The following is a 21,162-nucleotide window of genomic DNA, read 5'->3' on the forward strand; positions in this document are numbered from 1 at the left end:
GTCTCCTGGCTCACTCGTAGAGGAACTTGTAGTCGGACAGCAGGTAGGTGACGACGGCCATCCACGAGCGGATGACGTAGGCCGGGTCGTCGCCGAACTGCTGCGCCTCGGGCAGCTCGACCTGGGTGTTGGGGTCGACGCGGACCATGCACTGCCAGCTCAGCCAGGCGTTCTCCTTGCCGGCGGTGACGCTGGCGGAGCCCTCCTTCCAGGTCTCGAGGAAGAGCTGGTAGGTGCGCTCGACCTCGGGATCTTCGAGGTCGAGCTTCTCGCCGAGGATGCGCTCGTGCAGGTGCACGATGTTGGCCTTGATGTCGGCGATCGAGTCGGGGATCTCGTCGCCGGTGGGGCCGAGCGGGACGTGGTCGAGGGTGACCTTGGGGAACAGGACCCGCTTCTCGACCGGGCGGGTCAGGTCCCAGGCCGTGACGGCGCAGGCGACCTCGTTGGCCATGCGGGCGGAGACGCTGGCCATGATGCCGTTGAGGCGGCCGAGGCGCTGGGTGATCGAGTCGGAGTCGATGCCGCCGTAGAGGATCTTGTAGTCGGTGCGCAGGTACTCGCTGAGGTCCCAGGGGCGCAGCCAGCGGATGCCGGTGACGGCCTCGATCTTGCGGGTCAGCAGCTCGGGGGTCGAGAGGCGGGCGGTGCCGACGGCGGCGAGCTCGAGCGCCTTGTCCTCGCTGGGCTCCTCGTCGGTGGTGACGCCGCGGTAGTACGGGCTCAAGATCACCTGCTCGATGATGGTCTTGAGGTTGTAGTCGGCGGCCACGAAGTCGTCGCCGATCTTGCGCAGGAGGCTGTCCTGGGCCTCCCAGGCGGCGACGTCGGTCTTGAAGGTGGGGCTGTCGGGGTCGGCGGGGTAGAGCAGCGGCTCCTGGCCGACGAGGCCGCGGTAGACGGTGTACACGGTCGAGACGACGAAGCGCGGGTCCTCGACGACGTGCTGGCCGAGCCACTGCAGGGCCTTGGGGAACTCGGCCTTGGTCAGGTCCTCGCCGTTGAAGCCGGGCGGGTACATCTCGGGGTACCACTCGCGGTCGGGGACCAGCTTCTCCTGGTCGTAGTCGTCCCAGTTCTGGAAGGTGCCGGCGATCGGGTCGATCTGCTGGTGGCAGAAGGTGCAGCGGCCGTCCTCGCGGGTGGGGTTGGTGTAGTCGAGCGACTGGGTCGGGTCGATCGGCCGCTCGCCGATGCGCAGGATGTCCGTGGCGAGGAACAGCTTGTAGACCATGCGCGCGCGGTGGCGGTTGCGGTTGGTCGGGGTGGTCGGGAAGCGGTTGAGCCACATCGGCGTGGTCAGCACGCCGGCGTGGGCGATCGCCAGCTTCTTGCCGTCGCGGGTGATGCTGACCTTCGCCTCCTGGTATTCGTTGTAGTTGTTCGGGTCCTTGAACTTGGGCGACAGGCCATAGATCTTGGCCGAGAACGGGTTGACCACGGTGTAGTCGGCGGTCAGGACGTCCTTGAAGGGGCGGTCGTTGCGGACGATGTGGTTGATCAGATCGATCGGCTCGCGCGCGAGGGCGGTGTTCACCTTGAGGCGGAGGTCGTCCTGGCCGTCGGTGCCGTCCCACCACGCGCCGGCGGCCGGGTAGTCCTCGTCGTTCATCAGGTCGACGGCAAAGCCGGTGTAGGCGGTGTAGCGGTCGGTCAGCAGCAGGTCGTTGAAGATGTCGCCGAGGCGGTCGTAGAAGGCGTCCTCGTCGAGCATGCCGTGGATCGCGTCGGCGAGGGCATCCTCGCCGCCGTCCGCGACCTCCTTGAGCTCCGCGTCGCTGGGCAGGCGGCCGACGAGGTGGAGGCTGGCTTTGCGCAGCGTCTCCTCGGGGCTGAGGACCACGACGCCCTCGAGCTGGGCGAGGTCATCGTCGCTGCACTCGACCGGGCTCTCGAGCTGCTTCACCAGCGACTCGAGGATGCGATACTCCTCGCTGTCGGTCTTGATCACCTCGCCGCCGCCGTGCTTGGTCTGGCCGCTGGGCTTGGCCAGCAGGGCGGACAGGCCGTCGTAGGCGACGCTCGAGTTCTCGGTGACCTCGGCGAAGTTGGCGTCCATGAAGCCGGGGTACGAGGACGGCAGCAGGTTGAACTCGGCGCCGGCCGCATCGGCGACGCCGCCGGGGCCGTGGCAGGTGATGCACTTGCGGCTCATCACATTGGTCCAGACCTCGTCGGCGAAGTACTCGCGGGTCGAGACGCAGCTGTCGCCGCCGAGGCCGCCCTTGCAGCCGAGAGCCAGCCCCGTGAGGAGCCCGAGCGCCGCCAGGGCGGCCTGAGCCGGACGCGCGAGGCGTGGCCGGCGAGGGAGTCGTGTCATACGAGAGCCTCCAGGAGAGAACAGGGTCGCAAGATATCCCGGGCTGCGTGTCGGCCACAAGCGGCGGATCGCCTGGGGCCGGCGCGCCCCGGGGGGTGTCCGCGGATTTGGGCTGGTCACGCGAGGGCTCGCGTGCGCGCAGACGTGCTGGCCGACTGCCGGCGCTGTGTGCGGGGGCCGATTGCGATAGGGTCGCGCGGGCATGGACGACGCAGCAGGGTCCGGTGGCTTCGGGGGGCTCGAGGGCTTCGTGGAGTTCCTGCGCGAGACCTTCCCGGCGCGATCGGAGCTGGCGTCGCTCGAGTTCGTGGACGCGGCGCTGCGTGACGAGGTGGGGGTGGTGTTGACGGTGCGGCTGGTGTGCTGGGACGCGAACGACGGTGCGCGGTCGATCCGCGACGTGAAGGAGCAGGAGGTGTGGGTCTGCGAGCTCGACGCGCTTGAGGATCGACGGATGGTCGCGTGCGTGACCGGCTGGCACATGGCGCTCGAGCAGATCTTCGCCCAGGACGACCTCGGCTGGCTCGAGACCAGCATGCCGGCGGACCTGCTGCGGCCCTTCGCCGAGCTGCTGCGGCTCAAGCGTCCGCGGACGGCGGACGACTTCGCCGAGGCGCTGCTGGCCAGTCGGCAGCGGCTCGGGGCTTTCCTGCGGACCTGAGTCGCTGTCGCGTGGGGTCAGCGCTCGGCGTAGGCGCGCAGGGCCCGGTAGGCGAGGTTCTCGGCGGTGGGCTCGTCGCTCGCGGTGACGGTGTCCATGTTGGCGGCGGCGTAGCTGCGGCGGGTGGTCCCGTCGGCCGCTTGCAGCTCGAGGGCGATCATGCCGGCGATCGAGACCATGCCGGCGCTGAGGAGCTTGCTGCCGCGGGCCTTGAGGTCGTCGAGGCCGCGCTGGAGGCGGGGGCCGTCGCGGAGCGTGAGCGCGTCGAGGGTGTCGATCACGGACACGAGCTCGGCGGGGGCCTTGTGTTCGATCACGGTGCGGCAGACGGTGGCCCACCAGCGGGTGCGCGACAGGTCGATGTGCGGGGCGACCTCGGTGTAGATGCCGTAGGTCTGCTGGATCCACGCGTCCCAGTCGGGCAGGTCGGCCTCGACCTTGCGCTGCTCGTCGATCCACAGGTTCATCGCGGTCACCGAGAGCGCCTCGGCGACACCAGTGGTCGGGTCGTCGTAGAGACGAATGAGCGCGGCGGCTTGCTCGGTCTCGCGGAACACGTGGGGCGGGCGCAGGTCGCCGATGCCCTCGGGCGGGTAGGGCCGGCGTTCGACGCCGCCGAGCACGGCGAGCAGCGGCGCGGGGGTCCAGCGCAGCGAGTGAAGGAAGCCGGCGGCCTCCTGCATGAAGCGGGCTTTCTCGGCGCCGGTGTCGAGGCGGGGGTGGGCGTCGGAGTTGGCGGGCTTGTCGACGAGGAAGGGGTGGAGCATGCGGCGGTTGGCGACCAGGAGGCCGTCCATCTGGCCGATGTCGTGGACGCCGATGAGCTTGAGCTCGCCGGCCAGGGCGGGCCACTGCAGCGGTGTGGGGCTGAGCTGGCCGAGCTCGCCGTCGGCGACGGCGAGGATGACCCAGTCGCTGTCGCCGACGCGGAGGATCTGGTAGTCGGCGAACTCCTGGTCGAGCGCGGCCAGGACGGTGAGCAGCAGCTCGTTGCTGAGCTCGTAGCCTTGCAGCCACTGCGCGAGCACGCCTTTGGGTTTGAGGTAGCGCTTGGCCTCGCGGTAGAACTCGACGGTGAACAGGCTGGAGACGCCGGAGACCCAGGGGTTGGTGGGTTCGGAGACGATGAGGTCGTACTGCTGGGCGGCGCCGGCGAAGAAGGCCTTGGCGTCGTCGAACCAGAAGTGGTTGCGGGGGTCGCTGTAGGCGCGCTCGTTGACGGGGAGGAAGTTGCGCGAGCCGGCGACCATCGCGGGCTCGATCTCGATGGTGTCGAGGCGCTCGAGGACGGGCGAGCCGAGCAGGACGTGGCAGGTGACGCCGGAGCCGAAGCCGATGAGGGCGGCGTGGGTGGCCTCGGGGCGCATCATCATGGGGATGAGGCCGACCAGGATCTGGTTCGGCTCGTCGCCGGCGATGTCGGGGCCGGTCATGGGGTCGCGTTCGGGCGGGTAGCGGTTGAGCACGATCGAGGCGTCGGGCTTGCCGTTGGTGTAGATGACGCGGTACTCGCGTTCGTCGGTGAGGCGGATGACCGTGACCGAGGCGGTGCGGCCGTCGACGTAGGAGATGAGCTCGTAGCCGTCGCCGAGGCGGGTGCGGCCGTGGCGGTAGACGGTGGCCGAGAGGACCATCGGGTCGAGGTGGAACACAGCGAGGCCGTAGACGACGGCGAGCGCGCTGCTGGCGGCCGCGAGGGTGAAGGTGCGTCGCATGCCGCGCGGGGCGGTGGGGCTGCGCTGTTCGACGCGGAGCAGGGCCAGGCCGAGGGCGATGTCGACGATGGCGCCGACGACGATGACGCGCTGGAGGCCGATGAGCGGCATGAGCAGGAGGCCGGCGAGGGTGGCCCCGACGATCGCGCCGAGGGTGTTGAAGCCGTAGACGCGGCCGATGATGCCCTCGGCCTGGCCGCGCTTGAGCAGGACGTGGGTGATGAGCGGCAGGGTCATGCCGGCGCAGAAGGTGGCCGGGAACATGATGACGAGGCAGAGGCCGTAGCGCAGGGCGTTGAAGGCGAGCCAGGTGCTCTCGCTGCGGCCCTCGCCGGCCATGAGCCAGCCCATGGCCTGGACGGCGAGGCCGTAGAGCGGGAGGGTGGCGACGGCGGCCACGCCCATGAGGATCTGGACGAAGCCGAGGACCAGCTCCGGGCGGTGGAAGCGGTCCATCTTGCCGCGGACCCACAGGCCGCCGACGGCGAGGCCGAACACGAAGGCGGAGAGCATGACCTCGAAGGAGTGGGTGGCGCTGCCGATGATCATCGACAGCAGGCGGATCCACCCGATCTCGTACATGAAGGAGGACAGGCCGGTGCCGAAGGCGACGACCAACAGCAGGCGCACGAGCTTGGCGCGCGCCGCTGGTTCACCGGGTTCGGGCGGGCGGGCGACGATCGGGGCGTGCTCGCCGCGCTGGGCGAGGGCGACGAGGGCGATGAAGATGTTGAGCGCGGCGGCGCAGGCGAGGGTGCCGGGCAGGCCGAAGCGGCCGACCAGGACGAAGCCGGAGAGCAGGGCGCCGAGGGCCGCGCCGATGCTGTTGGTGAAGTAGAGGAAGCTGAGGATCTCGCCGGAGCGCTCGCGGTCGCGGCGGAGGATGCCGGCGCTCATCAGCGGGAAGGTCATGCCGAGCAGGATGCATGGCGGGAGGATCAGCAGGCCGGCCATGCTCCACTTGACGGCGCCGATCGCCAGGCCGCCGCCGAGCGCGGGGAAGATGGTGTCGTAGCAGAGGCGCATCACCCCGGCGGCGAGCCACGGGAACGCCAGCGCGTAGAGGCCGATGCCGCCCTCGATCAGGCCGTAGGCGCGGACGGGGCGCTGGACCTTCGCCAGCCAGCGCGAGCACAGGAGGGCGCCGAGAGCCATGCCGCCCATGAACAGGCTGAGCACCAGGACCTGGGCCGTGGCGGCGCTGCCGACGAACTGGCGGATGTAACGCGACCAGATCGACTCGTAGATGAGGCCGCTGATGCCCGAGAGGAAGAACAGGAGGAAGAGGCCAGCGTGCCGCGCCATGGGCGGCGACGATACCTCAGCCGCACTTGTCGTTGTACTCGTTGTAGCCCTTCACCCAGTCGGCGTCGCTGTAGCTGCCGTCGCCGTTGGGGTCGCAGTAGCCGCCTGGCTGGGTCGGCGGGCAGCCGTTGGTCTTGGGCGGCCAGTGGCACACGTTGGTGAAGTTCTGCGGGTCGGGCGGGTCCTTGCAGGCGCAGGCGGTGCACTGGGCGAGGCAGTCTTGCTGACAGGTCTTGCAGGTCTCGTCGCCGTTGCAGGCCGCGTCGCCGCAGACCGGCTGGCAGGCGCCGCAGTCTTGCTGGCAGGTCTTGCAGGTCTCGTCGCCGTTGCACTGGTTGTCGCCGCAGGCGGGCGGGCAGGCGCCGCAGTCTTGCGGGCAGGTCTTGCAGGTCTCGTCGCCGCCGCACTGCATGTCGCCGCAGCCGGCCGGGCAGGCGCCGCAGTCGGCGGGGCAGGCCTCGCAGTCCTCGCTGGCGGCGCAGTCGTCGTCGCCGCACTTGATCCCGCAGGGTCCGCAGTCGGGCTGGCAGTTGAAGCAGCTCTCCATCGGGTCGCAGGTGTCGTCGCCGCAGTAGCTGGGGCAGGGGCCGCAGTCCCCGGGGCAGCTGTGACAGTCCTCGGCGCCGCTGCACAGGAGGTCGCCGCAGCTGGGTTCGCAGGGGCCGCAGTCGGCGGGGCAGATCAGGCACGACTCGTCGTCGTCGCAGCTGTCGTCGCCGCAGGCCGGGAGCGCTGGATCGGTCGCGCTGGAGGTCGGGCTGGTGGTGGTCGCGGTCTGGCCGGTCTCGCCGATCGAGGCTGTGCCGGGGGCGCTGCTGCTGAAGGGGTTGCCGGAGTTGTCGCGGCCGTCGGCGCAGGCGAGGGCGAGCAGCGTGACCAGGAGGAGCGCGGCGCGGGGGGCCATGCGGGCCACGGTAGGGCAGTTCAGCGCGGCTGGCCAGCGCTCAGGGACCCTGGACCAGCCAGGTGGTGCCGTCGACGGCGACCTCACGCTTCCAGATCGGCACGTCCTGCTTGAGCGCCTCGATCGCGGCGCGGCAGGCGGTGAAGGCCTCGGCCCGGTGCGGCGCGGCGGCGGCGACGATCACCGCGACCTCGCCGATCTCGAGGCGGCCGAGGCGGTGGTGGATCGCCACGCTGGCGCCGGTGACCTCGGCCTCGATCGCGGCGGCGATGCCTCGCATCACCTTCAGCGCCATCGGGGCGTAGGCCTCGTACTCGAGGTGGTCGATCGCGTGGCCGCGGCTGTGGTCGCGGACCTGGCCGATGAAGGTGACGACGCCACCCGCGTGACGGTGGGCGACCGCGGCGACGGTTCGCTCGAGCGCGAGCGGAGTCGTCTCGAGGCGGACGCGCTCGTCGTCGTTCGCGTCGCCGGGCGCGTCGTCGTGGCCGCCGCTGACCGGGGGGATCACGGCCAGCTCGTCGCTCGCGCAGACGGGGTGGTCGGCGCTGACGAACTCCTGGTTGACGGCGACGCGGCAGGGCGGGAGCAGCTCGCGCAGGGTCGGGTGCTGCTCGGCGAGCGCGCGGCGAGCAGGTCGCGGACGGTGGCGCCGTCGGGCAGCTCGAGCGCGGCGCTGTCGCTGCGCAGACGCTCGCGCAGGCCGGCGAACAGGAGGACGCGGACGGTCATGGGCGGGCCCTCTCAGATCGCCGGGGCCAAGGCAAATTCGCGACGCCCTCCCGCGATCGGGAGGCGGTCCGCCGAAATTTCGAGGCCCGTCACGTGGGACGATATCCTACCCGTGCTCTCCCACTTGATCCGGCCGAGAGCACGCTCGGCCGCTACTTTCATCGCGGAACCACCGGAATGATCCAGACTGCCCTGCGGGAACGCCCCGGTCTCACGTTGTTGGCCGCTCCACCGGATGCCTCGCCCATGAAATCTCCCCGATCCACGGCTCCGGCTGCGCTCCTGCGGGTGCTGGACCCGTCGCCCGAGCCGCCGAGCTCGCCAGCGGCGACCGAGGTCGAGCTCGACGCCGAGTTCGACGCCGACCTCGAGCTCGAGGATGACGTTGAGGCCGAGGCGGAGGCCGAGGGTGAGGCTGACGTCGAGGCGCAGCGGCTGGCGGTGCAGACGCGGCTGCGGGCGTACTTCACGAAGGGTCGGCCGCGGGTGGTGTTCACCGACAACCTGCACACGATGCTGTCGATCAAGCGCGGGCAGGGCGTGTGGACCTTGCGTATGCATCAGATGTTCGCGACGGCGCCGCCGGCGGTGCTGCGGGCGGTGGCCCAGTACGCGCAGACGCAGGACCGGCAGGCGGCGGCGCTGCTGCGCCGCTACATCGACCACAACGATCATCAGATCCGGCCGCAGGCGGAGCCGCGGGCGCAGGTGATCGACGTGCAGGGGGCGCACCACAACCTGCAGGCCACCTTCGATGAGCTCAACGCGCGCTACTTCGCCGGGGCGATCACGGCGCGCATCACCTGGGGTCCGCGCACGCGTAGACGCTCGGGGCGGGAGTCGATCAAGCTCGGCAGCTACAGCGTGGAGGAGGAGCTGATCCGGATCCACCCGGTGCTCGACGCCAGCGACGTGCCGCCGTTCTTCCTGGCGTGGATCATCTACCACGAGATGCTGCACGAGGTGCATGACATGCCGATCGTCGACGGTCGGCGGGTCTATCACACGCCGGAGTTTCGCCGCGCCGAGGCTCGCTTCGAGCGCTACGCCGAGGCCGTGCTGTGGGAGCGGACGCAGGTGCACAAGCTGCTCGATCGTTGAGGCGGCGCGGCGCGGGCCGTGGTTGGTTCGACGGTGCGCATGGGGCTGCACGGCCGGCTGAGATCGGGTCTGGGCGCCAGTTTCGGGGCAGGTGACGCGGCAGCGATGGCCGAGTATCGTGCGGCCTCCATGACGAACCCGCGTTCGAGTCGAGGCAAGCGAGAGGCGCTGGAGTTTCATTCCAAGGGCAGGCCCGGGAAGATCCAGGTCGTCCCGACCAAGCCGCTGACGACCCAGCGCGACCTCTCGCTGGCCTACTCGCCCGGGGTCGCCGAGCCGTGCATGGAGATCTTCCGCAACCCCGCCGATGTCTACAAGTACACGGCGCGCGGCAACCTGGTCGCTGTGATCACGGACGGTACTGCGGTGCTCGGGCTCGGCGACATCGGGCCGCTGGCGAGCAAGCCGGTGATGGAGGGCAAGGGGGTGCTGTTCAAGAAGTTCGCGGACATCGACGTCTTCGACATCGAGATCAACTCGAAGAGCTCCGACCACTTCATCGAGACGGTGGCCGCGCTCGAGCCGACCTTCGGCGGGATCAACCTCGAGGACATCAAGGCGCCGGAGTGCTTCTACATCGAGGAGCAGCTCAAGAAGCGCATGAACATCCCGGTGTTCCATGACGACCAGCACGGCACGGCGATCATCAGCGGGGCCGGCTTGCTCAACGCCGCGGAGATCCAGGGCAAGAAGTTGGCCGACATCAAGATCGTGGTCAGCGGCGCGGGGGCCTCGGCGGTCGCGTGCACGCGCTTCTACCTGAGCCTCGGGGTCAAGCCGGAGCACGTGCTGATGTGCGACTCGAAGGGCGTGCTCAACACGCGGCGCCAGCTGGCCGAGGACGACCCGAAGCGCGAGTGGCTGCGCGAGACGCCGGCGGACACGCTGGCCGAGGCGCTGGTCGGGGCCGACATGTTGCTCGGGTTGTCGCGGGCGGGGCTGGTGACGGCGGAGATGTTGAAGGGGATGGCGCCGAAGCCGATCATCTTCGCGCTGGCGAACCCGGACCCGGAGATCGACTATCCGACGGCGCGCGCGACCCGGCCGGACGCGATCGTGGCGACCGGGCGCAGCGACTACAACAACCAGGTCAACAACGTGCTCGGCTTCCCGTTCATCTTCCGCGGGGCGCTCGACGTGCGGGCGACGCAGATCAACGAGGAGATGAAGGTGGCGGCCGCGCACGCGCTGGCCGAGCTGGCGCGCCGGGACGTGCCGCAGGTGGTCAACGCGGCCTACGGCGAGGAGTTCCGCTTCGGGCCCGACTACATCATCCCCAAGCCCTTCGACCCGCGGGTGCTGACGTGGGTGGCGCCGGCGGTGGCGAAGGCGGCGATGGACTCGGGCGTGGCCCAGGTGCAGATCGAGATCGACGTGTACCGCGAGCGCCTGCAGGGCCTGCTCGGCGGGGCGACGGCGGTGATGCGCCGCTTCGTGCGTCGCGCGGCCGGCTCGCCGCGGACGGTGGTGTTCCCCGAGGGCGACGACCCGCGGATCTTGAAGGCCGCGTCGATCATGGCCGAGGAGCGCATCGGTCGGCCGATCTTGCTCGGCGAGCCGCGGAAGATCCTGGAGACGATCAAGGCCCAGGACATCGACCTCGCGCCGGGCAGCTACGACATCGTCGATCCGCGGGCCGACGACGCGGCCGAGGCGTACGCGAACAAGCTGCACCGCATGCGCCAGCGCAAGGGCGTGACGGCCGAGCTGGCGCGCCTGCTGATGCGCGAGCGCAACCACTTCGGGATGATGATGGTCGCCGAGCGGCGCGCCGACGGCATCGTCACGGGCCTGAATTTCGCCTACTCGGACACGGTGCGGCCGGCGCTGCAGATCATCGGGCTGCGGCCCGGGGTGCGGCGGATCGCGGGCATGTATTTGATGCTGCACAAGGCCGGCATGCTGTTCTTCGGCGACACCACGGTGAACGTCGACATGGACGAGGGCACCCTGGCCGACGTCGCCGAGATGATCGCCGACGCGGCGCGGACCTTCGATGCGGTGCCGCGGGTGGCCATGCTGAGCTTTAGCAACTTCGGCTCGGTCCGCGACGGGCGCTCAGCGATGGTGGCCCGGGCGGTGGAGATCTTGCGCAAGCGGCGGCCCGATCTGGAGGTCGAGGGCGAGATGCAGGCCAACGTGGCCCTCGACTTCGAGATGCAGCAGCGCATCTTCCCGGCGACGCGGCTGACCGGGCCCGCGAACGTGCTCATCTTCCCCAACCTCGAGGCGGGCAACGTCGCCTACAAGCTCATGCGCGAGCTCGGCGGGGTGCCGGCGGTGGGTCCGGTGCTGCTCGGGATGAACCGGCCGGTGACGGTGCTCGAGCGCGACTGCACGGTCGACAACATCGTGCACATGGCGGCGCTGACGGTGGTCGCGGCGCAGAAGGCCGACGAGGTGGCCGCCGGGGTGACCGCGGCGGCCGGTACTGCGCTGGTGTGACGCGGGCGGCCTGCGTGGGCCTGCAAGCCAGGCGAGCCAGGCGAGCCAGGCGAGCTCAGGCGAGGTCGCGGACGGTCGGCTTGGGCTCGGGCTCCTTGCCGTCGTGCTCGTTGTGCCAGCGCTTCATCTTGCGCTTGATGACCTCCTTCTTGACCATGCCGACGAGGTCGATCATCAGGCGACCGGTGAGGTGGTCGTGCTCGTGCTGGAGGGCGCGGCCGAACAGGCCCTCGCCCTCGACCTCGAAGCTGGCGCCGTTCACGTCGAGGGCGCGGACCCTGGCCCAGCGCGGGCGCTTGATGTCGACGAACACGTTGGGGAAGCTGAGGCAGCCCTCCTCGGCGACGGCGAGGCCGCGGCCGGTCTCGACGAGCTCGGGGTTGATGAGCACGAGCGGCTTGGCGTCGTCACCAGCGTCGGGGTCGGCGACCTTGCCGTCGATGATGAAGATGCGCTCGAGGCGGCCGACCTGGATGGCGGCGATGCCGGCGGCGTTCAGCGAGTACATGGTGTCGATCAGGTCCCGCACGAGCTGACGGATGTTGGCGTCGACTTCCTTCACGTCGAAGGTCGGCTCGCGCAGCCGGGGGTCGGGATACGTGACGATGTCGAGGACGGACATGGCGAAGGTGTGCGGTTGCTCCGGCCCAACTATAGAGGGCCCGTCTGGTGGCGGAAAGGCCCCGTGGTATGTACCCCAGCGCACATGAGCGTCACTCTCGATCAGGTGAAGGCGGCGCTGGCCGGCGTGAAGGACCCGGCGACGGGTCGCGAGCTGGTGGCAGATGGCCGGGCCGAGGCCCGCATCGACGTCGGTGATTCAGGTGGCTCCGATCTTGGGGCGGGCGAGGTCGCGCTGCGCATCGAGCTCATCTCGCCTGGCTTTCCGCTGCGCGGCGAGCTCGACGCGGCCCTGCGTGCGGCGATCGAGCCGCTCGGGCTGCCGGTGCGCATCGAGTACGGGCTGCGCGTGCCGAGCAAGCCGGCGCGTCAGGATCTCAACCGCCTGCCGACGGTGAAGAACATCATCGCGGTGGCGGCGGGTAAGGGTGGCGTCGGCAAGAGCACGGTGAGCGTCAACGTGGCGATGGCGCTGAAGCAGCTCGGGGCGCGGGTGGCGGTGCTGGACGCCGATATCTACGGGCCGAGCGTGCCGAAGATGCTGGGCCCGGCCACGCGCGAGACCTCGACCACCGCGGAGGGTGATCGCATCAGTCCGGCGATCTTCCGCGGCGTGCCGGTGATGAGCGTGGCGTTCTTCGTCGAGCCTGGCAGCGCGGTGATCTGGCGCGGGCCGATGATCCACAAGCTGCTCAAGCAATTCCTCGAGGACGTCGTGTGGGGCGAGGTCGACTACCTGATCGTCGACCTGCCGCCTGGCACCGGGGACGCCCAGCTCTCGCTGGCGCAGCTGATCCCGATCACCGGGGCGATCATCGTCACCACGCCGCAGGAGGTCGCGTTGATCGACGTCCGCCGCGCGGTCAACATGTTCAACAAGCTCGAGGTGCCGATCGTCGGCGTCGTCGAGAACATGAGCCACTACACCTGCCCGGCCTGCGGCCACCATGACAACATCTTCGCCAGCGGCGGCGGCAAGCGGCTGGCTCAGGAGCTCGGCGTGCCGCTGCTCGGGCAGGTGCCGATCGACAACCGCGTCAGCTTCGGCGGCGAGGCCGGGGTGCCGGTGGTCGAGGGCGCGCCGGGCAGCGAGCAGGCGCGGGTGTTCACCGAGATCGCCGCGCAGGCGGCCTTCGCGGTGAGCAAGGCCAGCGCCACGGGGCCCAAGCGCTCGAGCCTGCTGCGCACCGTGAGCTGAGCGGGGGCTCAGTTGAGCCAGCGCGGGCCGCTGCGCCCGGCGAGGCGTGTGAGCACGCCGGCGATGCGCTCGCCCAGGAAGTGCGCGCGGGCGTCGCTGGTCGTAGCGACGAGGCTCTGCTGCTGCAGATCGACCAGGCTGCGGCGGTCGCCGAGGTCGTCGCGCCCTCCCGGGTGGCCAGCAGCTCGAGGCTGGGGAGGAAGGCGGTGAGCGCATACAGGAGGACGCGGACATCGCTGATGGCGAGCAAGGAGCGGAGGCTCTCGCGCTCGTCGCCGCAGTGCTGGGCGACGCGTTCGACCTGGGCGCGGAGGACGGCGACGGCCTCGAGGTCCTGCGGGTGTGGTTCGGCGAGCGCGGTTGCGTCGACCTCGCGGAAGCGGTGGGCGAGCGGGTGCTCGCGCTCGCTGCGGACGCGGCACACGCCCTCGAGGCGGATGATGCGGCGCCCGTCGGGGAGGCGGACGTGGAACACCAGCTTGCCGACCCCGAAGATCGGCTCGAAGGGCGGCGGTCCGGACCCGGCCCCGAGCGGGGGCTGCGGGCGCAGCAGGGGCACGCCGATGTGTTGGTCGTTCGCACGCACGAAGTCGACGAGGTCGAGGTAACGCGGCTCGAACACGTTGAGCGGCAGGACCATCCCTGGCAGCAAGACAACGTTCGGTAGCGGGAAGATCGGCAGCGTGCCCAGCACCTGGGCGCCGGGGACTGCGTTGGCGTTGAGCATCGCGGGCTGTTTATACTCGGGTCGCCCCGGCCCGCCAGGGGTGCGCATACAGGTCGTCGACGTGGCCGTCGCGCAGCTCGGGCTCGCCGTGGCGAAGGAGCTCCAGCCGGGTCGAGTCATGCGACCAGCAGCGCCTGCAGGTCCGGGCGATCGCGCAGCGCTCCGCGCAGCGAGCTGGTGACGACCTCGGCGCCGTGCTTGTTGCCCGGCACGCTGAGGCAGGTGTGACGGGCCCGCATCACGCAGCCGGCCCCGCGCGCGCCGAGGTGTTCGATCAAGGCGTCGGCGATGTCGTTGCAGGCGCGCTCCTGCAGCGTGAGCCTGCGGGTGAAGCAGGTGACGAGGTCACCGAGGCGGCTAAAGCCGGCGAGGCGACCGGCAGGCAAGTAGGCGACCGCGGCGGTGCCAGTGTAGGGCAGCAAGTGGTGCGGGCACAGGCCGTGGAAGGGCAGGCCGCGCACGAGCACCAGCTCCGACGCGCCCTCGCCGACGACCGGGTCGCCGAGGATCTGCGCGGGGTCCATGGCGAAGCCGGCGAGGAACTCCTCGCTCCACACGCGGGCCACGCGAGTGGGTGTGCTGACGAGATCCTTGTGGTCGAGCTGCAGACCGCAGGCGGTGAGCAGCTCAGCCACGGCGCGCTCGATCGCCGCGCGACGTTCGGGTGCGGGGGAGGCGGCCACGGCGGCCGGTATACCCGATTGCTGGGGGTGCGTCAGCGGCCGACGACGTGCAGCGAGCGCGGCCGGGGCGGGGCAGCGCGGGCCTCGACGCCGCGCCAGCTGTTGCGAAAGCCCTGGGGCAGGGCGTCGAGCGCGGGCAGGCGGGTGCAGGCCTCGCAGGTGATGGCCTTGCCCGGCGTCTCGGTGCACCCGTCGCACACCGCGAGGGCCTGGCGGGTGGCCTGGAGGTCGTCGCGCAGGCGGTTGAGCAGACCGATCTTGTGCTCGAGCTGGGCGATGTGGCCGGAGACCATCGACTCCAGTTGACGGCAGGCGTGGTGGTCTGGCCTGGTCTGCTCGCGTACGGCGAGCAGCGCGGTGATCTCCTCGAGCGACCAGCCGGCCTCGCGCAGGGCGAGGATGAAGTTGAGGCGGTCGAGCTCGCCGGGGGGGAATTGGCGGTGGCCGCCGCTGCTGCGGGCCGCCTGGAGCAGGCCCTCGCGTTCGTAGTAGCGGACGGTGCGAGGCGTGCAGCCGCTGCCCTCGGTCATTTCCTTCAGGGTCAGGAGGCCACCACGCTTGCTCGCCATGTCGCCAGCGTGACGCTGGCGGCGGTCGGCTGTCAATCTCGCTGGGCCCGGGCTACCCTCGCGCCGCATGTCGCAGGCCCCCGTCGCCCTCGTCACTGGCGGAGCGATCCGTGTTGGTCGCGCCATTTGCCTCGCCCTGGCGGCGGCCGGGTACCGCGTGTGGCTTCACTATCATCACTCGGCCGAGGCCGCCGCCGAGGTCTTGCGGGCGATCGGCGGTGCGGGTCTCGGCCCGCTGCGCCTCGACCTCGCCGACGAGGCCGCCCGCGCCGAACTGGTGCGCACGGTCCTCGACCCCGACGGTCCGGCCGGTGGGCGGCTCGACCTCCTGGTCAACAACGCCGCAGGCTTCGAGCGCGGGTCCTTCACCGGGCGCAGCGACGCCGACCTCCGGCGCGTGCTCGAGCTGAACCTGGTCGCCCCGATCTCGCTGGCCCGCGGGCTGGCGCCGGGGCTCGCGGCGGTGCAGGGCAGCGTGGTCAACCTCCTCGACGTCGCCGCCTATCAGCCGTGGCGAGGCTACCTGGACCACTGCACCGCCAAGGCCGGGCTGGCGATGGCGACGCGGGCGCTGGCTGTGGAGCTTGCCCCGGCGGTGCGGGTCAACGGCGTGGCGCCCGGGACAGTCGCCTGGCCGGAGGCCGACGAGCGCTACGCCGAGGGCTCGCCAACCCGGGCGGCGATCCTGCGTGCGATCCCTCTTGGCCGGATCGGCGAACCCGATGATATCGCCCAGGCGGTGCTGTTCCTGGCCCGCAGCGGCTTTATCAGCGGGCACACGATCGCCGTCGACGGTGGGCGTCTGGCGGCAGGTGGCCTCGGCTGAGGGCGGCGCAGGCCCTGCGGGCTGCGCGGGTCGCTCCGCCGGCCCCTTGACCCGCGGGCCGGGATCCCCTATCCATTGCGGCCTTCCCCATGGCCCGCCAAACCGACGAAGAGTTCTCCGACTACAACCAGCGGCGTGAGCCGCTGAACGCGGCCGCCACGGCCAACGATCACCGCCCCGTCACCGGCCGCCCGCTCGAGGTCAAGGTCGATGAGCGTGGCGTCGAGCGAGCGATCCGCAAGCTTCGTCGTCTCATGGCCAGCGAGGGTGTGCTCCGCGAGATCAAGCGCCGTCGCCACTACGAGAAGCCGAGCGTGAAGACCAAGCGCAAGCTTCGCGAGGCCGAGCGCCGTCGCAAGCGTCGCCAGCGCAAGCGCGTCCCGATGCGCGGCGAGGCGTGAGTGGCCGGGCCTCGCGGGGCCACCTGGCCGCTTGGGGCTACCTGGCCATTCATACCTGGCCATTCATACTTGGCCCCTTGTTCATGTCTTCGAGGCAACCATGACGCTCCCATGGCTGGTCGCGCCGCGGCTCGATGACCCCACGGCGGATGCTGCGGCCGCGGTCGCTCCACCGATGCTCGCGGCGATCCGCTGCGTGTTTGGGGTCGGCGTGGAGCCTGGAGCGGTGCCCGACGGCGACGGCCTGCGCCCCGTGTACTGCGTCCAGCTCCCAGTCGACGCGCCCGGGAGCCTCGACGCCGATGACACCCATGAGTTCGACGCGGCCAGCCTCCTGGGTGCTCTCCAGGTCCGCGCCCTTGGCCGCGCCTGGGCGATGCGCCTCGAGTTCGAGCTGGTCCAGACCGCAGGAGCGGCGGCCCAGGTCGACCTCTTCCTCGTCGACGCCCCCGCAGAGCCGCTACATCTGCTGCACTCGAGCCCGCAGCCGGGCGGTGGGCGTCGCCTGACCTTCGGAACAGGTCTCGTGCATACCCCGGCCGGCGTGGCCCGCCTCGCGGGCAGCTATCACCTCGAGCAACGCTCGGGGGACGGCGCCGCCGCGGGCGCCTGTGCGGTGCAGCTCGGGCTCACCGAATACGAATTCGAATGAGCGCCGCGAATTGGCGCCGGGCCTGCGCGGCCGCTATGGTGGCGACGTGGTGCGGAGGCGCGGGCGGAGCTCGAGGCACAGCGCGTGGGTGCTGGTGGCCTTGCTCGTGCTGGTCTATTGGCTCGCGGGCGACCGCCTGCGTGAGGGTCTCGGCCTGCCAGGGAGCGGCGCGGCGCCGGGCAAGGGCGCGGCCCTGCGAGTTGCCACCTGGAACCTGCGCAACTTTCCGGACCCAGCCCAGGACCAGGCCCGCCTGCGCGATCGCCTGAACGGCCTCGACGCCGATCTGCTCGCGCTGCAGGAGATCCACGATCCCGCCGCGCTCCAGGCCCTCCTGCCAGGGTGGACGATCGCCCTCAGCGAGCACGGGGGCCGTGGCCATCAGCGCCTCGGAGTCGCCATCGATCCGCAAGCGCTCGAGTTGATCGAGCCAGCGCGCGAGTACCCGGAGCTGAGCATGCGGGGGCACGTGCGGCCCGGATTTTCAGTGTACTTGCGCGCACACAACGGGGGCCCTGACTTTCATGTGCTCGTCGTCCACCTCAAGGCGATGAGCGAAGGCTACTCGCTGCGGACCCAGCAGTGGTCGCTGCTCGCCGGACTCGCCGGAGATCTGTTGCGCAGCGATCCCGATCTGATCGTGCTGGGTGACTTCAACGCGACCGGTCCCGCCGGCGGCACACCCCAGGCCGAGCTTTCCGCCCTGGAGGCGATCCTGGGGCCGATTGGGCTGCGACGGCTCGCGGCGAGTGAACCGTGCTCGTCCTACTGGGACGGGGCCCGCCGCGACGCCTGGCAAGAGCCCTCGTTGCTCGATCTGGTGTGGGTCGCCGGTCTGCACGAGGGCCTCGACGCCGACGCCCAGGTCCGGCCGCTCCATCATTGTGCTCGCCATCACTGTCAGACCTTCCGCTCGACCTCCGCCTATCCCGAGCCGGACTTCGCGGACCTCAGCGATCACTGCCCCGTCGTCCTCGACCTCGCTCAGGGCCGCGATGATGACCCGTGAGTTGACGCGGAACTCGCTGCGGGGGCCGCGGCCTATCCACGACCTGCGGGTGCCAGCATGCCCCAAGGGACAGATGCTGCTTGCTGAGAAACCGTCCTGTGCCCGTCTCCGCGCACCCTTCGGCCAGAAATTCAGGGACCCACGAAGCCGGCTGAAGATTTGCCGCGCAGCCATGTCCAAGGCCACACTCTTCGCGCCTCAACGCGGCCAGCCCCATTGAAGCTCGTAAAGCTAACCCATTGTGGGTCAGCGCGCGCTTTGCCTCTCAACACGCTCGAGTACCTGTCAAACCGCGTTTGGCCGACTGATGGACACGGGACAGTCCGCGATAGTACCATCCCCGGGCGATTCTCGAGGCCCGACCCCGACGAGCTGTTCGTAGTACGCAACCAGGAGAAGACGACTCATGCACCTCAACAAATTCCGTACCTTTGGCCTGCTCGCCGGTGGCATCGTCGCCGGGCTCGCGCTCACCTCCGTCCAGGGCTGCGACAGTGTCGCTGACGACATCTGCGGTCCATGCGGCACCATCGCGGGGGGTTCGCTCTCCATCTCTGGCAGCGCCCAGCTCGACGGCTTCTTCAATGCCACGGGCTCGCTGAACAACGCCGTCGCCCAGATCAAGGGCTCGTTCGACGCCGACATCCTCGCCCTCGCGGACGTGTACGGCGTGGCTCGCGGCAACGTGGACGCGACCTTCGTCAGCAGCCTCACCGCGGCGATCAAGGCCGACTTTTCGGCCAACCTCGACGGTGGCATCAAGGTCGTCTACAAGCCGGCCGAGTGCTCCGTCAACGTCAGCGTCGCCGTCGATGCCCAGGCCAAGTGCGAGGTCCAGGGCGGCTGCGAGGCGATGGTCGATCCGGGCGAGGTCTCGGTCCAGTGCGAGGGCGGTTGCTCTGGCAAGTGCGACGCTGCCTGTGAGGGCGACCTCTCCTGCGAGGTCACTGCCCCGTCGATCGAGTGCTCCGGCCAGTGCGAAGGCTCGTGCACCCTCGACGCGGCCGCCTCCTGCGACGGCACCTGCCGCGGCGATTGCTCGGGCACCTGCTCCGCGACGGACAGCTCCGGCAAGTGCGCTGGTACTTGCGACGGCATGTGCGACGGCAGCTGCGAGTTCAAGGCCGCCGCCTCCTGCTCCGGCAAGTGCAACGGCAAGTGCCTGGTCAACCAGGGTGACGCGCAGTGCACCGGCGAGGTGTCCTGCCGCGGCACGTGCATGGGCGAGTGCAAGGGCAGCTGCACCGGCAAGGCGACCCCGCCGAGCGCTTCGGCCAGCTGCGACGCCTCGGCCGACTGCCAGGCCCAGGCCTCGGCGCAGGCCAGCGCCGACATTCAGTGCACCCCGCCCAGCCTCGATCTGCAGTACGCGTTCGCGGCCGGCGTCAACGCCGAGGCCCAGGGTCAGTTCCTCGCCCGGATCGGCGAGCTGAAGGTCCGCGGCGTGGCGATCCTCCAGGGCTTTGCTCGCCTCGGTGCGCTGGTCACTGGCGAGGTTGACGGCAAGGTGGTCTTCGACCCGTCGCCCGTCGTCGAGATCACTGGCGCCCTCCAGGGCGTCATCTCGGCCGGTGTCGAGGGCGACCTGTTCGCCAACGTCCCGAAGGGCCGCCTCCTGTGCGTCATCCCGGCCTTCAACGATGCCGTGTCGGCGCTCGGCAGCGTCGTCAGCGAGACCAAGGGCACCCTCGAGGCCCAGGCGAGCTTCGCCGCCTTCATCACCACCGGCGGCTGATCGGCCTCCCGGTGTGAACACGACGGCCGCCCACAAGGCGGCCGTTCGTATTGGTTCCGCTCGCCTGCGTACGGATGCGCGTCGTGCGGCGATCCAGCCCGCTTGTTGCGGCGTCAGGGTGGCTCTGCTCTCATGACGTCATGCGCCTTATCCTGGTCTCGCTTGCGCCGCTCCTCGCCTGTTCATCGGCCGACGTGGGTGATAGCGGTGAAACCGGGAGCGGGAGCACCAGTCCCCTGAGCGCATCGCAGGTCTCCGAGTCCGCGTCCGTGAGCGAGGGCTCCGTTACCACCGGGGGCGACACAGGCGGTGGCAGCGTCACCCAGGGCACGAACCCCTCTGGCGCGCAGACCAGCAACGACAGCAACTTCGAAACGGAGGCGCCGGGCCTCACGACCTCGGGCGACCCGGACGCAACCGGCACCACGGGCCAGGGCGTCGAGCCGGTCCCGCCCGGTTCGCGGATCCCCGTCGGCGGCGGCGACTACTTCCTCCTCGGCGCCAACTACCCGTGGAAGTCCTACGGCGGCGATTTCGGCAGCAACGCGTGGGGCGTCTACGGGGTGCACACGAAGGCCGACGAGATCGCCGGCCAGTTCCAGCAGATGGCCGACAGCGGTCTGAATGTGGTCCGCTGGTTCGTGTTCACCGATGGCCGCGCTGGTGTGATCTTCGATAATAGCGGCACACCGAGCGGCCTCCACGCGGACGTGCTCATCGACTTCGACACCGCGGTCGGCATCGCCAGCGACCACGGCATCTACCTCGTGCCCGTGCTCTTCGACTTTCATTGGATGTTCTGGGCCAAGCAGGAGGGCGAGGTCCAGCTCGGCGGTCGCAGCGACACGATCACCGACCCGGTCAAGCGCGCCGCCCTGGTCGAGAAGGTCGTCATCCCGCTGCTCGAGCAATACAAGGACGAGCCGGCGATCCTCGCGTGGGAGATCATGAACGAGCCGGAGTGGTCGATCGCCGATCTGCCCGAGGGCTCGCCTGACAACCAGGCCAACGCAGTCCCGCTCGCCGACTTCTACAGCCTCGCCATCGCCATCGCCGACGCAGTCCACAGCAAGACCAGCGCCTATGTGACCCTCGGCTCCGCCTCGATCAAGTGGATCAAGGCCTGGACCCCGGCGTTCGCCGCCGCGCACAAGCTCCCCGCGCTGAACCTCGATTTCTATCAGGCGCACTACTACCCGTGGATGGACGGCCAGGGCTTCGACAACCACGCCGACTACGGCAGCCTCAAGTTCTCCCCCAACGAACAGACCTACGAGGCTCTCGGCCTCGATCGTCCGCTCGTCATCGGTGAGCTCGTCATCTCCGACGACGCCGGCAAGCGCCTCGACACCCTCCTGAACAACGGCTACGCGGGCGCCTGGCCGTGGAGCCTGAACTCCGACTACAGCCTCGACCTGCCCGGCATCAAGGCCTGGTCCGAGGCCCACGCCGACATCGCCGACCTGCCCGCACCCTGATCGCGCGGGGCGATCGTCATCGTCGACCGTCTGCCGGGAACCTGCGACGCTGGTCGCTGTCTCTGGTGGCCGTATGACCC

The 21,162-nt window shown here is 70.1% G+C and carries 19 protein-coding genes; 10 read left to right on the plus strand and 9 right to left on the minus strand.

Going from position 1 to position 21,162, the window contains the following annotated elements:
• Positions 1 to 10: 10 nt before the first annotated feature.
• Positions 11 to 2,320: a DUF1592 domain-containing protein gene (locus IPJ59_RS16835; RefSeq protein ID WP_293272485.1), complete on the minus strand. Its 2,310-nt coding sequence runs from the start codon at positions 2,318 to 2,320 to the stop codon at positions 11 to 13.
• 202 nt (positions 2,321 to 2,522) lie between these two features.
• Here IPJ59_RS16835 and IPJ59_RS16840 point away from each other — a divergent pair, with 202 nt between their 5' ends.
• On the plus strand, positions 2,523 to 2,981 hold the full coding sequence (locus IPJ59_RS16840; protein WP_293263531.1) for a hypothetical protein: 459 nt from the start codon (positions 2,523 to 2,525) through the stop codon (positions 2,979 to 2,981).
• Between the two features lie 17 nt (positions 2,982 to 2,998).
• Here the strand turns inward: IPJ59_RS16840 and IPJ59_RS16845 are convergent, their stop codons facing one another.
• The 4 genes from IPJ59_RS16845 to IPJ59_RS16860 are packed head-to-tail and all read right to left on the minus strand — an operon-like array spanning position 2,999 to position 7,637.
• Complete coding sequence (locus IPJ59_RS16845) at positions 2,999 to 6,001, minus strand: spermine/spermidine synthase domain-containing protein (protein ID WP_293272486.1); 3,003 nt, start codon at positions 5,999 to 6,001, stop codon at positions 2,999 to 3,001.
• A gap of 16 nt (positions 6,002 to 6,017) precedes the next feature.
• Positions 6,018 to 6,905: a hypothetical protein gene (locus tag IPJ59_RS16850; RefSeq protein WP_293272487.1), complete on the minus strand. Its 888-nt coding sequence runs from the start codon at positions 6,903 to 6,905 to the stop codon at positions 6,018 to 6,020.
• A gap of 40 nt (positions 6,906 to 6,945) precedes the next feature.
• Positions 6,946 to 7,506 carry a molybdenum cofactor biosynthesis protein MoaE gene (locus IPJ59_RS16855; protein WP_366524622.1) on the minus strand — a complete coding sequence of 187 codons (561 nt, stop codon included), beginning with the start codon at positions 7,504 to 7,506 and terminating at the stop codon, positions 6,946 to 6,948.
• Entirely contained in the window at positions 7,413 to 7,637 is a 225-nt protein-coding gene (locus IPJ59_RS16860; protein WP_293272489.1) for a MoaD/ThiS family protein, read from the minus strand. Before IPJ59_RS16860 ends, IPJ59_RS16855 begins: the two co-directional genes overlap by 94 nt.
• A gap of 246 nt (positions 7,638 to 7,883) precedes the next feature.
• On the opposite strand from IPJ59_RS16860, the gene IPJ59_RS16865 reads away from it, so the two are divergent.
• Together IPJ59_RS16865 and IPJ59_RS16870 are read left to right on the plus strand one after the other, a co-directional pair.
• Entirely contained in the window at positions 7,884 to 8,738 is an 855-nt protein-coding gene (locus IPJ59_RS16865; RefSeq protein WP_293263539.1) for a SprT family zinc-dependent metalloprotease, read from the plus strand.
• Positions 8,739 to 8,867: 129 nt separating this feature from the next.
• A complete protein-coding gene (locus IPJ59_RS16870) occupies positions 8,868 to 11,183 on the plus strand; it encodes an NADP-dependent malic enzyme (RefSeq protein WP_293272490.1) in 2,316 nt (771 codons plus the stop codon).
• Between the two features lie 55 nt (positions 11,184 to 11,238).
• Here IPJ59_RS16870 and def read toward each other — a convergent pair whose 3' ends face one another.
• Positions 11,239 to 11,805, minus strand: a complete 567-nt coding sequence (def, locus tag IPJ59_RS16875; RefSeq protein ID WP_293272491.1) for a peptide deformylase — start codon at positions 11,803 to 11,805, stop codon at positions 11,239 to 11,241.
• Between the two features lie 84 nt (positions 11,806 to 11,889).
• On the opposite strand from def, the gene IPJ59_RS16880 reads away from it, so the two are divergent.
• Positions 11,890 to 13,002 carry an Mrp/NBP35 family ATP-binding protein gene (locus tag IPJ59_RS16880; protein WP_293272492.1) on the plus strand — a complete coding sequence of 371 codons (1,113 nt, stop codon included), beginning with the start codon at positions 11,890 to 11,892 and terminating at the stop codon, positions 13,000 to 13,002.
• Here IPJ59_RS16880 and IPJ59_RS16885 read toward each other — a convergent pair.
• The 3 genes from IPJ59_RS16885 to IPJ59_RS16895 all read right to left on the minus strand — a co-directional run bounded on the left by IPJ59_RS16885 (position 12,911) and on the right by IPJ59_RS16895 (position 14,981).
• Positions 12,911 to 13,729 (minus strand): LON peptidase substrate-binding domain-containing protein, encoded by an 819-nt coding sequence (locus IPJ59_RS16885; RefSeq protein ID WP_293272493.1) that lies wholly within the window; start codon positions 13,727 to 13,729, stop codon positions 12,911 to 12,913. The two genes, IPJ59_RS16880 and IPJ59_RS16885, sit on opposite strands and share 92 nt — an antisense overlap.
• A gap of 116 nt (positions 13,730 to 13,845) precedes the next feature.
• A complete protein-coding gene (folE, locus tag IPJ59_RS16890) occupies positions 13,846 to 14,412 on the minus strand; it encodes a GTP cyclohydrolase I (RefSeq protein WP_293263549.1) in 567 nt (188 codons plus the stop codon).
• A gap of 32 nt (positions 14,413 to 14,444) precedes the next feature.
• On the minus strand, positions 14,445 to 14,981 hold the full coding sequence (locus IPJ59_RS16895; protein ID WP_293263551.1) for a MerR family transcriptional regulator: 537 nt from the start codon (positions 14,979 to 14,981) through the stop codon (positions 14,445 to 14,447).
• A 67-nt stretch (positions 14,982 to 15,048) separates the two neighbouring features.
• Between IPJ59_RS16895 and IPJ59_RS16900 the strand changes: the two genes are divergently transcribed.
• From IPJ59_RS16900 to IPJ59_RS16925, 6 genes are all read left to right on the plus strand, one after another.
• The gene (locus IPJ59_RS16900) at positions 15,049 to 15,807 is read left to right on the plus strand and encodes an SDR family oxidoreductase (protein WP_293263553.1); all 759 of its coding nucleotides are present in this window, start codon (positions 15,049 to 15,051) and stop codon (positions 15,805 to 15,807) included.
• A gap of 89 nt (positions 15,808 to 15,896) precedes the next feature.
• Positions 15,897 to 16,208, plus strand: coding sequence for a 30S ribosomal protein S21 (gene rpsU / locus IPJ59_RS16905; RefSeq protein ID WP_293263555.1), 312 nt, complete (start codon positions 15,897 to 15,899; stop codon positions 16,206 to 16,208).
• Positions 16,209 to 16,308: 100 nt separating this feature from the next.
• On the plus strand, positions 16,309 to 16,860 hold the full coding sequence (locus IPJ59_RS16910) for a hypothetical protein (protein ID WP_293263557.1): 552 nt from the start codon (positions 16,309 to 16,311) through the stop codon (positions 16,858 to 16,860).
• A gap of 46 nt (positions 16,861 to 16,906) precedes the next feature.
• Positions 16,907 to 17,869 carry an endonuclease/exonuclease/phosphatase family protein gene (locus IPJ59_RS16915; RefSeq protein WP_293263559.1) on the plus strand — a complete coding sequence of 321 codons (963 nt, stop codon included), beginning with the start codon at positions 16,907 to 16,909 and terminating at the stop codon, positions 17,867 to 17,869.
• A gap of 406 nt (positions 17,870 to 18,275) precedes the next feature.
• Positions 18,276 to 19,604, plus strand: coding sequence for a hypothetical protein (locus IPJ59_RS16920; protein WP_293272494.1), 1,329 nt, complete (start codon positions 18,276 to 18,278; stop codon positions 19,602 to 19,604).
• Positions 19,605 to 19,873: 269 nt separating this feature from the next.
• On the plus strand, positions 19,874 to 21,082 hold the full coding sequence (locus IPJ59_RS16925; protein ID WP_293272495.1) for a cellulase family glycosylhydrolase: 1,209 nt from the start codon (positions 19,874 to 19,876) through the stop codon (positions 21,080 to 21,082).
• Positions 21,083 to 21,162: the final 80 nt, after the last annotated feature.

The organism is Nannocystis sp. (genome assembly GCF_016714285.1).
Lineage (GTDB): Bacteria > Myxococcota_A > Polyangia > Nannocystales > Nannocystaceae > Nannocystis.

Excerpts from the sequence above, each read along its gene's own strand:
- IPJ59_RS16835 (WP_293272485.1), bottom strand. The coding sequence starts at position 2,320 with ATGACACGACTCCCTCGCCGGCCACGCCTCGCGCGTCCGGCTCAGGCC.
- IPJ59_RS16840 (WP_293263531.1), top strand. The coding sequence starts at position 2,523 with ATGGACGACGCAGCAGGGTCCGGTGGCTTCGGGGGGCTCGAGGGCTTC.
- IPJ59_RS16845 (WP_293272486.1), bottom strand. The coding sequence starts at position 6,001 with ATGGCGCGGCACGCTGGCCTCTTCCTCCTGTTCTTCCTCTCGGGCATC.
- IPJ59_RS16850 (WP_293272487.1), bottom strand. The coding sequence starts at position 6,905 with ATGGCCCCCCGCGCCGCGCTCCTCCTGGTCACGCTGCTCGCCCTCGCC.
- IPJ59_RS16860 (WP_293272489.1), bottom strand. The coding sequence starts at position 7,637 with ATGACCGTCCGCGTCCTCCTGTTCGCCGGCCTGCGCGAGCGTCTGCGC.
- IPJ59_RS16865 (WP_293263539.1), top strand. The coding sequence starts at position 7,884 with ATGAAATCTCCCCGATCCACGGCTCCGGCTGCGCTCCTGCGGGTGCTG.
- IPJ59_RS16870 (WP_293272490.1), top strand. The coding sequence starts at position 8,868 with ATGACGAACCCGCGTTCGAGTCGAGGCAAGCGAGAGGCGCTGGAGTTT.
- def (WP_293272491.1), bottom strand. The coding sequence starts at position 11,805 with ATGTCCGTCCTCGACATCGTCACGTATCCCGACCCCCGGCTGCGCGAG.
- IPJ59_RS16880 (WP_293272492.1), top strand. The coding sequence starts at position 11,890 with ATGAGCGTCACTCTCGATCAGGTGAAGGCGGCGCTGGCCGGCGTGAAG.
- IPJ59_RS16885 (WP_293272493.1), bottom strand. The coding sequence starts at position 13,729 with ATGCTCAACGCCAACGCAGTCCCCGGCGCCCAGGTGCTGGGCACGCTG.
- IPJ59_RS16895 (WP_293263551.1), bottom strand. The coding sequence starts at position 14,981 with ATGGCGAGCAAGCGTGGTGGCCTCCTGACCCTGAAGGAAATGACCGAG.
- IPJ59_RS16900 (WP_293263553.1), top strand. The coding sequence starts at position 15,049 with ATGTCGCAGGCCCCCGTCGCCCTCGTCACTGGCGGAGCGATCCGTGTT.
- rpsU (WP_293263555.1), top strand. The coding sequence starts at position 15,897 with ATGGCCCGCCAAACCGACGAAGAGTTCTCCGACTACAACCAGCGGCGT.
- IPJ59_RS16910 (WP_293263557.1), top strand. The coding sequence starts at position 16,309 with ATGACGCTCCCATGGCTGGTCGCGCCGCGGCTCGATGACCCCACGGCG.
- IPJ59_RS16920 (WP_293272494.1), top strand. The coding sequence starts at position 18,276 with ATGCACCTCAACAAATTCCGTACCTTTGGCCTGCTCGCCGGTGGCATC.